We start from the raw sequence: 13504 nt of genomic DNA on the forward strand, positions 1-13504 counted from the left end.
TTATCTAAACTGTCCTTTTTCCAGTAGTGAAATTGTACTGAGTTGAATCTTATTAAGCGTTTCCTGAAGTTCCAGGGCTTTGTTCTTCTCATTGAGCAAAGCCTTCAACCGACCAACTTCCTCTGTCAGCTTGTTTTTTTCATGCAATTCAATCTTTGAGAAAATCTTACCGGTTTCATAGTAGCTGAAAAAATTGTAGTTCAGGATTTCACTGATACGCACCAGAGTGAGTATGTCGATAGTCGCGGTATTCAACAACTCTTGTGCTTTTGTTTTACTGACCTTAAGATCAACAGCAATATCTGAAACGGAAATATCTTTCTGTTTCATCTCCTTCCAAATCATTAACCCTATATGGACACTCATCTTTTTATTAAAGGTTTTAAGCATTGAAATTACCTAAATCATTAATAAAATCGCTGTGTTTCTGTTAATGATATTTGGTCTAAATATGCATATTAGGGATTGAAAAGAATTTTTTAATTTATGTGATGATAATAATTTTTGAAGGACTGATCAAGGAATTGCAGGGAGAAAAGCTCCACTTCCAAGGCAGCTGTTCGACATGCCCTAATTTGGAATATAAGGTTAGCGCAATAATTATTATTATTATTTAAGTCTTTAAGATCGAGTTTCTCATGGTTCTCAGTATCTCTTCGAAATAATCCCCAGACGTTACAGGGACATATTTTTAGCATTCTTTTTGATGATCCTTTCAGCACTATGCAATAGCGATTTGCCGTCTTCTGCTTCGCTTAAATTTTTCGAGCGTTTACGATTAGCTCTTTATTTATATTAAGTTTACTTATTCTGATAAAAGGTTTTCCGGGATGTAGTTAACCGGCATCAAATCTTATTGGATTTGAATCACCATTTTTATGCCCAATCTATGACTCCAATTGGTAATTGGGTTGATGTCCCAGTACAGCCTCAATACAACTTTCGGGATTACTCTTGCCCCTTAATCATGTGTGAAACTCTTACATGGTTATTCGATTCTGCTCACAGAACTGCCGAATTTGCATACAAAAGTGACATTATCGACCCATCTCCTATGTATTAAAAACAATTTCTATAAGATTTGTCTTTTATAAATGAAATTAGCTTGAGTAAGGTATGGAATTAGTTATATAATGGTCATGATTTCCTTATCCAGAAAATCGGAAACTCTCAAATTGTACACTTGGGTGAACCCACTTATGGCGAGGTAAATGTTTTTTCTGCCAAAATCCATCTTGTAAATTTTTAGTAAAAACGATGGAATTCAAGACTATAGCCTTTGAAAGGGGGTTTTGTGATGTTGACCAAGTTAGTAGACTTCAATTAATAGATTTGGAGAGGCGAAACTAGTACTGCCTTATGCAAAACACACCAAAACCCAGCTGACCCCCGGTTCTGAGGCTTCCCAGGAAAACTCTTAGCATAGTAAAGCCCTGACTGGTAGGCGCCAATCAAAGTTTGTTTCATGTGATCAGCATGGACAAGTCGCCCTGACTTACCTGGGCGTACTTCCGCCTGGAGCTTCGCTTAAAATGTCGGCCTTGGTTGGCAAGCTTTCATTTCGTTGTATGCAGGTTGCAATTTATTTGCTATGTTTTTCGTGCTTATACCATGCAGCTAGCCCGAGCTTTTTGATATGGCGAGTTTACCTTGTGGCTTTACCTGCCATTCCTTTTTATGTACTACCTAATTGGCGTGAATTTGGTGTGAACATTTCCGAGGTGAATTTTTTAACACTGGTAAACATGGATGCAAGAAATAAAAGCCTGGTAATAAAAACGCTTAGGTACGAATGACTATCGAATAAGTAAACAAATTGCCTTTTTTATAAAAAAATACACCGATAGTCAGTTATATGGATTAATGCTACCGTTCAGCTCCTGACGAACCTATAAACTATGACGTAAATCTGAAACACTTGTTTCAGATTTGAGTACCTTTGTAACGTCATGGCCAGAAATGTAGAATTTAATGAAGCAGCAGCGATCCAGAAAGCAATGGAAGTATTCTGGAAGAAAGGCTATAATGCCACATCGCTGCGCGACCTTACCGATGCCATGCAGATTAATAGCAGCAGCCTGTATAACACGATCGGAGACAAACAGCAACTATTTCTCCGTTGTGTTCAGCATTATACTGATATAAGGAAACAGGATTGGGACAAGCGCTTATCAAGTAAAAGATCGGCATTGTCCGTGTTAGTAGATTACATCCACGAGGCAGTTAATATCATTATTAACGGTGAAGACAGCTGCATGGCGGTGAAAAGTGCGTTTGAGGTAGCCACGAATGACGAACGCGTAAAGCAGATATTGGTAGCTGATGACCAGCGTTCCTACCAGTTTTTACATGATCTCATCAAAAAAGCGATGGATAAAGGCGAGATCTGCAATGATGAAGATCCGGCTCTACTGGCAGATTATTTCAACAGCACCTGGACAGGCTGGTATGAATCCTACATCCTGCATAAGGACCCGGTCAAGATCAAACGCATGGCTGAATACTTTATTAAACAATTAACTAAATAAATTTTTTTTAAACAATTCTGAAACATTTGTTTCAGAATATCAAGTAACATGAACATGGAATTGAAAAATCTCAAGGGAAAAAGAGCACTGGTTACCGGTGGAACAAAAGGTATTGGTAAAGCGATTGCCGACGGGTTAGCACAAGCAGGTGCTACTGTGATCGTGAGTGCCAGGACAAAGCCTGAGGCTACACCTCATCATTTTATTGCGGCAGACCTGACCGATGCTGACCAGGTAGCAGGGCTTGCCCAGGAAATAGCCAATACTTTTGGCGGAATAGATATTTTGATCAATAACGTAGGCGGGCTTACCACACCGGGCGGTGGTCATAGCGCATTAACCGATGCACACTGGCAACAGGAGTTGAATTTGAACCTGATCTCTGCTATCCGGCTTGACAGAATACTACTGCCGCAAATGATCGAACAAAAAAGCGGGGTGATCATTCATATTTCTTCAGTTGCGGGTAAACAGGCATTATGGAATTTGAACATGGCTTATGCAGTGTCCAAGGCGGCGCTGAACAGCTATAGTAAATCCCTGGCCACCGAACTGGCTGACAAAGGGGTCCGTGTACTTACCGTAGCTCCAGGCGCCACTAAAACGGAACCAATGATCAAGTTCTTGAATGACTACGCAATTTCAGCTGGTATTACGCCAGAAGAAGGAATGAAACAACTGATGGCACAGACCGGCGGTATTCCGATGGGTCGCATGGCCGAGCCTGAAGAGGTGGCTCAGCTTGTGCACTTTTTGGTGTCACCATCTGCTGCTTACCTCACAGGTACTATATACGCTATTGATGGCGGTTCTTTACCTGTGGTGGCTTAACATCCCATATGCCTCATCTTTAATATCTATAAAATATTAAACGTTACATAAAAAGGTCCGGTCATGTTGACCGGATCTTTTTATTATTTATGCTGGTTGGTCTATGCCCCAAAGGATACTGATATATCCGCTACAATTAAGTTCACATGCTACGATTAAATTTCCAGCTGAAACGATCATGTTACAAAAGTCTAAATCATCTTAAGCGGTAGCGGATGGACGGTTTCGAAATTAATTTTACCCGGAATTACATTGCTATAAAGTACAGATAGTTTAAAGAGCAATAAATATCAACGTCAAATTGTGTTATATAACCTCGTTTTGTGTGTTCGCCGATCCCCACTTTTGTTGCGAATCCGGAAGTACCAGCGTTGTTGAATGAACATTGAAAATAAGTATATGATAGACCCAATTTATTATAAGGACTCCAGCAGCCTGGCTAAGCTGATCCGTAGTGGTATGAGCAAAGTATTTGTTATAACCATCTTTATGTGGGGTATGGAGAGGGATGTGTTTAAACAAGCACTTATCGGAGCTAACAGCATTAAAAAAAACAACCCTTAAATAAAAGTAAAGAGATTCTAGTATAAGTTCAGCGTACCTATCCTTGTACCGAATTTACACAACTTCTCTCACCAACGATTCTGACCGAGTGTTTTATTTTTTAAACTACTTATCCAGTGGAGCAGCATTATGATTTCCCGTTTTAACTTTGCCGGTTCACCATTATGTGTTCATAGACGGTACCCAAATAGGCATTATCCTGGCCTTTGTGGATTGAGGAGCTTCCTATAAAATGGATAGAGCTGCTCGGCAAGTATTATATGATCTCCTACGCTGGGATGACCACTGCAACCGTGCGGTTCCATTTCCGGAAAGAAAAACATACTGATGTGATCTGATTTAGGATATATGGAATCGATACGCTGCTTTATCCGTAAAAGTGAAGCTTCAAGTAACTTCCGCTGTGCACCTTTGACCATCGGGCTGCTTAAAAGGGCGATTTTTGCAGAAGGATACCGGGATTTAATGCATTTTATAAACTCTACATATTTAACTACGAAGGTATCTGCAACAAATGGCTTTCTTGGAGCCTTCCCATCTCCTGTGCTGAGGTCGTTGGTACCTAAAGCAATACTTACAATTTTTGGTGAATATTTTTTGAAATCCCATTTTAATTCTGTGTCGTTTTTAAAGTCTATCTTCTCATAAACCTGGGGCATTGATGGCCCTTCGCTGTTCCAGGTTCTGTATATGCCTATCCCGCTGACACTGCTCATGATATAGTTGACCGCCAGTCTTCTGGAAACCCGTGGTCCATAAGCCATATAGGCATTGTGCTGATCTTGATATTCTCCGGTTCCGCAGGGATATTCGGATGGGTCTGAAGCCGCACCACAGGTAATGCTATTCCCTATAAATTCGATGATAGGTGCCTTGCCGGCACTTACTGCCGAAATCTTTTCCGCTATAATCTTTTCAATGATGATAGGGCCGGTGTGCGCTTCAGTGGCTTTATATATCCAGACTATATGTTCCCCAGGTCCAGCCGTTCTGATAACAATCGGAACTTTTGAATTTCCGTTTATACGGATACGTTTTTGATATTTTCCGTCTATTTCGTACTGAATGTAATTGTGTTCCCATTCCTCTTTTAACGATGCATATATGGTACAGCTTTCGCCTTTGAACTTAAATCCGAAATGCACCGCAGAACTGATCATTTCCAGCTTATTGCTACCGTTAATGAGTGATCTCCCTATCGGTTTAAGCTGAGCTGCCAGCAGTGTGTCAATATTGGCGTGCCCCTTTTTTACCAGAAAAATGGATATAATTAAGAAAATAAGCATTTTAAATTTCATACCGTTTTCAGTTTCTGCAATTATATGCAAAAGTGAAAGTGATAATTGCATTCCGATAAAAAACTATCACCAAATGGAGGAAAAGTATGTGTAATATCACCTAAAAAGAAATGGTTATTGATCAATCCCACACTATCTTTATTTTGTCAACAACGATATTTATTTAACGCCCAAATGGCGGTTTTTAGTTATGAGAAAAATTTATGCTTTTTTAGGTACATCGTTATTTTTATCGGTCTTATCCTTATCCGCCTTCTCGCAGGATCTCCATTACCAAAAATCAGAGAACGGAATAATTGTACAGCCAAAGGTTAATGGTCTGAATATTGGGAAAAGAATAAAAATTGAGGTCATATCCGATAAGATAATCCATACAGTAATATCGCCTGAAAATGAATTTTCAGCAGAGCCCAGCCTGATGGTTATTCCTGTTAAGTCCAATCCAGGCTGGACAGTCAGTGAAACTCCCACTTTTGTTGAAGTCAAAACCCGGTCGCTTTTAGTGAAAGTTGATATTACCTCCGGTCAGATCCAATATCAGGACCTTAACGGTAAAAATATACTCGAAGAAAAGCGGCAAACAAGCAGGGTGTTTAAGCCTGTTTCCAATGATGGAGAACAGAGTTACGAAATAGAGCAGGTTTTTAATTCGCCGGATGATGAGGCTATTTACGGTTTAGGACAGCATCAGGATGATATGATGAACTATAAAGGTCAACAGGTTCTGTTACTTCAGAACAATACCGATGTAGCCATTCCCTTTTTGTTGAGCAATAAAAATTATGGCATTCTTTGGGATAATTATTCCATTACCAAAGTGGGGGATGTTAGAACTTATCAGCCCTTATCAAGCTTGTGTTTATTTTCCAAAGAAGGATCGCGTGGTTGGTTGACAGCAACTTATGCTGATAAGAAAACCGGAACGAAATCTTTTGAAAGGCCTGAGTCAGATATCGATTATTCCTTTTTAAGTGATTTGAAAAAATTTCCAGATAGTTTTAAGATGTCGGATGGAACTGTAAAATGGGAAGGCAAAATTTCATCTGGATATAGTGGCCTGCAACATTTTAATATTAAATATGCAGGATATATCAAAATTTGGATAAATGGTGAACTGCTTGTTGATAAATGGAGACAGGCCTGGAACCCTGGGTCGGCAGTTGTAGAAACCGAAATGCAGAAGGATAAAAAGTATGATGTTAAAATTGAATGGATTCCGGATGGTACAGAATCTTATCTTTCCATTAAATGCTTAACGCCGATACCAGAAGAAGATCAAAATCAATATGCCTTTTTATCCGAGTCGGGTAATGAAATTAATTATTATTTTATATCGGGCAGAAATGCGGATGAGGTCATCAGCGGTTATAGAACCCTGACGGGTAAAGCGGTCTTAATGCCAAAATGGGCGATGGGTTTTTGGCAGAGCAGGGAAAGATATAAATCCCAGGAGGAACTTTTGGGTGTTGTCAAAGAATTTAGGGACCGCAAAATCCCTATTGACAACATTGTGCTGGATTGGCAGTATTGGAAACCGGATAGTTGGGGTACCCATGAGTTTGATAAAAGCCGCTTTCCAGATCCTGAAAAAATGATTAAAGCCCTGCACGACACCTACCACACCCGCTTAATGATATCAGTCTGGCCAAAATTTTATACCGGCAATTCAAATTATGATCTGATGAACAAAAATGGGTATCTATATAAACGGAATATTGCCGATGGAAGAAAGGATTGGTTAGGCTATCAATCTACTTTTTACGATGCTTTTAACCCGGGAGCCCGTGAAATGTTCTGGAGTCTGATGAATAAAACATTGTACACAAAGGGCATCGATGCCTGGTGGATGGATGCCACCGAACCCGATATCCATTCTAATCTGCCGATCTGGGAGCGGAAACAGAACATGACACCCACTTATCTTGGGTCGGCTGCAAAATACTTCAATGCCTTTCCGTTGCAGAATTCAAAAGGAGTTTATGAAGGTCAGCGGAAAGCAAATCCGGATGATAGGGTCTTTATTTTAACCAGGTCAGCTTATGGCGGTTTGCAAAGGTATGCGGCCGCAACATGGAGCGGTGATATTGCCTCCCGTTGGGAAGATATGAAGTCGCAGATTTCTGCCGGAATTAATTTTTCCTTATCTGGTCTCCCTTATTGGACTATGGATATTGGAGGCTTCTCAGTGGAACGCAGGTATGAAAATCCCAATCCTGACGATCTGGCGGAATGGCGTGAGCTGAACACCAGATGGTACCAGTTCGGAGTATTCGTTCCCTTGTTTAGAGGGCATGGACAGTTCCCCTTCCGAGAGGTATATAATATTGCTCCAGCCGACCATCCTGCTTATAAAAGCATTTTATTTTACAATAAACTGCGCTACCTGTTAATGCCCTACATCTATTCCCTTGCCGGGCAAACCTATCAAAAAGATTATACCATTATGAGAGGCTTGGTTATGGACTACAGTGTAGATCCGAAAATAAAAAACATCTCCGATCAGTTCATGTTTGGCCCTTCATTGCTTGTAAGCCCAGTTTATAAATATGGCGCCACGAGCAGGAAAGTTTATTTACCAGAAGGGACCGGGTGGTACGATTTATACACAGGAAATTACCTTAAAGGCGGTCAGACCATTACCGCTAAAGCTCCATACGGTCAAATACCAGTTTATGTAAAAGAAGGTGCCATTATTCCATATGGCCCCGAAATTCAGTACACCTCGGAAAAACCTGCCGATCCGGTCCAGGTATATCTTTATGCCGGTAGGGATGGAACATTTACGCTTTACGAAGATGAGGGCACAAATTATAACTATGAGAAGGGTGCATTCTCCACCATAGACTTTCAGTATACCGACAGTACTAAAACCCTTATGGTTAGAGACCGGAAAGGAGCCTTCAAAGGGATGCTGGAAGACAGGACCTTTAAGATCATTTTTATAACGGCTAAAAAGGCAAAGACCTTAAATCTTAATCAGGCTCCGGATAAAACAGTAAGTTATACCGGGAAAAAAATCGTGATTAAACTGTAGTTGGTTAATGATGGCATTTGTTCAGGTTTACGAAATCGGAATGGCAAACTATACTTCAAGATAATACGCGCTATCGTTTTCAACAGTTTAGCGGCAGTTTCTTCAACGCCTGTATTTTACAAACTTATCATGGTTCTTTTGAAACACTGACAGCAGTTAATGTTATCCGTATGTTTTGTTAACATGCTACCTGTTGGGGCTTACAAAGATGGTTAATTATTTTACCAGCCATGGTAAAAAAGTATAATATTACGTTTAGGCAGTTATTTAATAAAAAATGTTGATTATGATGGTTTTAATTCTCTTTTATTTATCCAACAGTTCTTTTAAGATTATCTTATGTTAAAATAATATTATAAATGTAGTCTGCCATGATGTTAAATTTGAATTAGTAAACAAATAACTAAATATAAACATTATGAGTAAAACCTTACGAGCAGCTATGCTGTTTGTTGTGTTTCTGGCACCGCTGTTTCCGGCGCTAGCCCAGAGTACAGCAAATAGACAGATTACAGGAACTGTTTCAGATGTAAAAGGTGTAACCTTGCCAGGAGCAGGGGTATCTATCAAAAATTCTCAAACTGCTGTTTCCACGAATTCTGACGGAAAATATATGATTACCGTGCCAATAGGTTCAGCAACCACACTGGTCTTTTCTTTTATTGGCCTTGCGAAGCAGGAAATTACAGTAGGAGAAAAGAATGTGATAAATGTTGTTCTGAAACCTGCATCAACAGATCTTTCCGACGTGGTTGTGATAGGGTATGGTAACCAGAAAAGGGGAGATGTGAACGGCGCGATTTCGTCTGTTAAGGCCGCGGATATTGAAAATGTACCCCAGGTGAGTATCGATCAGATGCTCCAGGGCAAGGCTTCAGGACTTACCATTACACAAAATTCCGGTGCGCCCGGGAGTTCAACCTCTGTACGGGTACGTGGGGTAACCTCTTTGAGCCTGTCCAATGAGCCTTTGTATGTAGTTGATGGTGTTCCCATATCAGGAGATGCAACCAATCAATCAACCAGTGGCAGAACGGTCGGTCTATCGGCCAACAACGGCGAATCGGCAGTAAGCCCGCTTTCTGCTATCAACCCAAGCGATATCGAATCGATCGATGTTTTAAAAGATGCATCTGCAACTGCAATTTATGGTAGCCGAGCATCCAATGGTGTGATTATTATTACCACAAAGCGCGGTAAAAATGGCTCAGCAAGGGTTACATATGATGGATACGGCGCCATTTCACAGCAAGGAAAGTTCCTCGATGTAATGAACCTTCAGCAATATGCTGTCTTACAGAACGCGTTGGCAGATGTTACCGGTGTACAGAGGAGAGCGGAATTTGCCGACCCTGCCCTTTTAGGTAAAGGAACAGATTGGCAAGATGAGATCTTCAGAAACGCGGTAATGCAGAATCACCAGTTGGGTATTTCCGGAGGAAAAGACGGTGTGGATTATTATTTTTCCGGAGGATATCTAAAACAGGACGGTACAATTTTAGGAAGTAATTATAAAAGGTATACTTTTCGCTCAAACATCAACAGTCAGGTCAAAACATGGCTAAAAGTCGGCATGTCCCTATCGGGAAGCCGCTCAAATGAAAATCAGGGCCTGTCAAATAATACCGGCGTTGTTTATAACGCTTTGTTAAGTGCCCCGGATCAGGCTGTCAGAAACCCTGATGGTTCTTTTGCAGGTCCTATCCCCAATTCAAACCAACAGGGAGGGCAGATTAATCCTGTTGCCCAATCTTTGGATATTACCAATGTTTTAAGCAGGAGCAATCTTAATGGAGCGCTTTATGGTGACATTAAATTTTTCAAAGACCTGACACTTAGATCTGAAGTGAACGGCGATTTTAATTATTCTCCAGCAAGGGTATTCGTCCCAACTTATCAATATGGTATTTATGGAAATGCAACCGCCAGATTGCAGGAATATAATTCGAACACTACTTATTGGGGATGGAAAGAGTATCTCACTTATGCACATACCTTCAATAAGAAGCATAACTTAACAGCATTGTTAGGCTATGAGGTCAACCAATCTTCCTGGGGCGGAACTGATGCCTCAATCCAGAAGTTTTTGAGCAATGATCTCCAGACGCTGGGCTTAGGGGACCTCAAGACTGCCATCATTGGGGAATATAAAGATAGCCAGGCGCTTGAGTCTTTTTTTGCCAGGGGTATCTATACTTATGATAATAAGTACAGCATTACCGCGACCGTCCGTTCAGATAAGTCCTCCAAATTTGTTCAGGGCAAGCAAACAGGTTATTTCCCTGCCTTTGCGGTTTCCTGGCGCCTTTCGGATGAACCATTCATGGCCGGCATAAAAGATGTCGCTGACAACATTAAATTTAGGATAGGTTATGGGGAGGTAGGTAATCAGAATCTTCCAAACTACCAATATGGATCAGCATTGAATCCTGTGGTTACCGGTTTAGGTACCGGCTTTGCCATAGATAAAGTTGCCAACCCGAACCTTACCTGGGAAAGCGCTGTGCAGACAAATATTGGTGTCGATTTTAGCCTGATCAAAGGAAGAATTGATGCCTCGTTCGATTACTTCAACAAAACATCCAAAGACTTTCTTTTTCAAAAGCCACTTCCGGCATATCTTGTTGGGCAAACAGCCGCTTATTCAGGTACCGGTGTGATCAGTCCACCATATATCAACGGAGGTAAAGTAAGTAATAAAGGTTTTGATTTTACTTTAAACAGTAAAAACTTAACTGGCAAATTCAAATGGAATACGACAGTAATATTCTCGAAATATAAAAATGAGGTTTTATCTTTAGCAGACGGTGTGCCGTTTATCGACGGGAAAATCAACGTAAGTTTCCTTCAGATGACCGTTACCAGAACAAAGGTAGGCGGATCGATTGGTGAGTTTTATGGTTATAGAGTGAAGGATATTTTCCGTACCGATGGACAGTTAAGGGCTGCTCCGGTTCAGTTCGGCAGGCCTATTGCCAATAACAGTGCTGGCACCTGGCTAGGGGATATTCAGTTCGAGGATCTAAATGGTGATGGTAAAATTGATGAGTCAGATCAAACTTCATTGGGAAACCCCAACCCAAAATTCACATATGGGATTACAAATAATTTCTCTTATAAATCTTTTGACCTTTCGATCTTTTTAAATGGTTCTTATGGAGCCAAAATTTTAAATGCATTAAACTATCAGTTATCAGGGTTGTCCGGCCTTTATCAAAATCAATTGGCCTCTGCAATAGATTTCTGGAGCCCGACCAATACGGGTTCAAATATTCCATCACCCAGAGGTGGGGATAACCCGAACTTGAAAAATTCAGACCGTTTTATAGAATCTGGTTCTTTCCTGCGTGTTCAAAATGTAAACCTGGCCTACAGCCTGCCATTAGAGTTGATCCGTAAAGCCAAGCTAAACAGGTTAAAGGTATTTGCAAGCGTACAGAACCTATATGTGTTTACAAAATATAAAGGTTTGGATCCTGAGGTTGGTAACCAGAATTATAATGTGTTTCTGACCAATGTAGATAGTGGCAGATACCCTATTCCACGCACATTTACTTTTGGAATCAACGCAGAATTTTAATTATAAGAAAGAAATATGAAAACATATATAAAATATCAGCTTACAATAGCTGTACTAATTATGGGTACGGTGAGCGGTTGTAAAAAGGAATTTTTCGACCGTCCCCCTCAAAGCTCCATTACACTGGATAATTTTTATAAAACTGCAGAGCAGGTAAGTTCAAGTACCAATGTACTTTACAGCGCAGCCTGGTTTGGCTGGGTGACCAAAGGAGGATGGGCCATTACAGAAATGGCCGGTGGAAACGGACGCTCATATTCTTCAGATGTAGCAAATTTTGGAAATTTTTCCGTGACTGATGGGAACACAGAACTTGCAAATGCTTACAATTCTTTATGGATTGTGGTTGCGCAATCTAATGCAATCATTAATAACCTGCCGGAAAAGGTTCCTGCATCTGTAGACAGGAAGGTAGTTAACCAGGCTTTGGGAGAAGCCCATCTTTTTAGAGCACTGGCTTATTTTCATTTGGTTAGGCTGCTGGGGAATGTACCAATCATAGAAAATACATTGGATTATGTTGAAAATTTCCAGGTTAATACCAATCCGGTACCGGATGTTTATAAATTTATCCTGAATGATCTTAAGTTTGCCGAAGCAAACCTTATTCCACAGATCCGAAGTGGCAATTCTATAGCGCAAGGCCGAGTTTCCAGTGGATCGGCATCCGCACTGCTTGCCAAGGTTTATCTTTACATGCAAGACTATACCAATGCACGCCTTGAGGCAGAAAAGGTGATCAACAGCGGGGAGTTCAAACTTTATGGCATTGATGTTCCTGGAAAAGAATTTAAAGACCTGTTCCTTACAGCTAACAATAACAACGAAGAATCTGTGATCGCACTGCAATGGGCGGGTGCAGGAGGTTATGGCAAAGGGAATCCATTACAGGCTTCCTGGGCAGCCAATACCTCAATTACCGGGACGGGTGACGGATATGGCGTTTTAGGGGTTACTTTTGATGCGCTGTATAGCTTTCAGCAGGATGACAAACGCTTCAAACCGACTATAATGGTTACAGGAGCTGTCTATCCAGAGATTAACCAGGCCACAGGAGGGTATACCCAGGCAGCCAATCAAGGTCAGGGAACAAGTGCTTTTGTTAAAAAATATGTGGTAGGTACGCCGGCAGACAATGGAGGTATCGGCTCAGCCCAGTCTTCGGCAAACAATACGTATATGATGCGCTACGCCGAGGTGTACCTGATTTTGGCCGAGGCCATAATGGGAACTTCAAAAAACAGCACAGATGCACAAGCGCTGGCGGCTATCAACAAAATAAGAAACCGTGCAGGTCTTGGTAATTTAACACAGATCCGACGGGGCTATTTTACTGCAAACAACACACCCGGCAAACCTGCTAACGCACCAGCCCAATATTACCGAGATGACATTTTGGAAGAACGCAGGCGCGAGCTGATGTTCGAATTTGACTATTGGTTTGATCTGGCCCGTTTAGATGGCTATAATGTTTCCAGCCATCCAAACGCGATTACAATCATCAATCAACAGGATCGTGGAGCTGGCGATAACAGCGTACCTTCCAATAGCTATGGAAATGGATATTATTCAATGACAAACAGCAAATTCCTGTTTCCATACCCGGCAACCGAGGTTGCATCAAACCCTAAATTATTACAGCCACCGGTACCTTATGTTTTTAAATAAA

7 protein-coding genes are annotated in these 13504 nt (G+C 41.0%); 5 read left to right on the forward strand and 2 right to left on the reverse strand.

Going from position 1 to position 13504, the window contains the following annotated elements; translation table 11 throughout:
* Complete coding sequence (locus ACZZZW_RS08225) at positions 1-390, reverse strand: helix-turn-helix domain-containing protein (protein ID WP_055911152.1); 390 nt, start codon at positions 388-390, stop codon at positions 1-3.
* 1559 nt (positions 391-1949) lie between these two features.
* Between ACZZZW_RS08225 and ACZZZW_RS08230 the strand changes: the two genes are divergently transcribed.
* A complete protein-coding gene (locus ACZZZW_RS08230) occupies positions 1950-2528 on the forward strand; it encodes a TetR/AcrR family transcriptional regulator (protein WP_055911148.1) in 579 nt (192 codons plus the stop codon).
* Positions 2529-2582: 54 nt separating this feature from the next.
* Positions 2583-3359, forward strand: a complete 777-nt coding sequence (locus ACZZZW_RS08235) for an SDR family oxidoreductase (RefSeq protein ID WP_463492876.1) — start codon at positions 2583-2585, stop codon at positions 3357-3359.
* A gap of 758 nt (positions 3360-4117) precedes the next feature.
* On the opposite strand, the gene ACZZZW_RS08240 is transcribed toward ACZZZW_RS08235, so the two are convergent.
* Positions 4118-5272 carry an SGNH/GDSL hydrolase family protein gene (locus ACZZZW_RS08240; protein ID WP_463492877.1) on the reverse strand — a complete coding sequence of 385 codons (1155 nt, stop codon included), beginning with the start codon at positions 5270-5272 and terminating at the stop codon, positions 4118-4120.
* Between the two features lie 139 nt (positions 5273-5411).
* Here ACZZZW_RS08240 and ACZZZW_RS08245 point away from each other — a divergent pair, with 139 nt between their 5' ends.
* The 3 genes from ACZZZW_RS08245 (at position 5412) to ACZZZW_RS08255 (ending at position 13503) form a co-directional block, all read left to right on the forward strand.
* The gene (locus ACZZZW_RS08245) at positions 5412-8255 is read left to right on the forward strand and encodes a TIM-barrel domain-containing protein (protein ID WP_463492878.1); all 2844 of its coding nucleotides are present in this window, start codon (positions 5412-5414) and stop codon (positions 8253-8255) included.
* Positions 8256-8673: 418 nt separating this feature from the next.
* Complete coding sequence (locus tag ACZZZW_RS08250; protein ID WP_463492879.1) at positions 8674-11835, forward strand: SusC/RagA family TonB-linked outer membrane protein; 3162 nt, start codon at positions 8674-8676, stop codon at positions 11833-11835.
* Positions 11836-11850: 15 nt separating this feature from the next.
* Positions 11851-13503, forward strand: coding sequence for a RagB/SusD family nutrient uptake outer membrane protein (locus ACZZZW_RS08255; protein WP_055911136.1), 1653 nt, complete (start codon positions 11851-11853; stop codon positions 13501-13503).
* The last annotated feature ends 1 nt before the right edge of the window (position 13504 follow it).

This window comes from Pedobacter sp. AC379 (assembly GCF_979258145.1).

Bases quoted from the DNA above. Each gene is read 5' to 3' on its own strand.
- ACZZZW_RS08225 (WP_055911152.1), bottom strand. From the start codon at position 390: ATGCTTAAAACCTTTAATAAAAAGATGAGTGTCCATATAGGGTTAATG.
- ACZZZW_RS08230 (WP_055911148.1), top strand. From the start codon at position 1,950: ATGGCCAGAAATGTAGAATTTAATGAAGCAGCAGCGATCCAGAAAGCA.
- ACZZZW_RS08235 (WP_463492876.1), top strand. From the start codon at position 2,583: ATGGAATTGAAAAATCTCAAGGGAAAAAGAGCACTGGTTACCGGTGGA.
- ACZZZW_RS08240 (WP_463492877.1), bottom strand. From the start codon at position 5,272: ATGCAATTATCACTTTCACTTTTGCATATAATTGCAGAAACTGAAAAC.
- ACZZZW_RS08245 (WP_463492878.1), top strand. From the start codon at position 5,412: ATGAGAAAAATTTATGCTTTTTTAGGTACATCGTTATTTTTATCGGTC.
- ACZZZW_RS08250 (WP_463492879.1), top strand. From the start codon at position 8,674: ATGAGTAAAACCTTACGAGCAGCTATGCTGTTTGTTGTGTTTCTGGCA.
- ACZZZW_RS08255 (WP_055911136.1), top strand. From the start codon at position 11,851: ATGAAAACATATATAAAATATCAGCTTACAATAGCTGTACTAATTATG.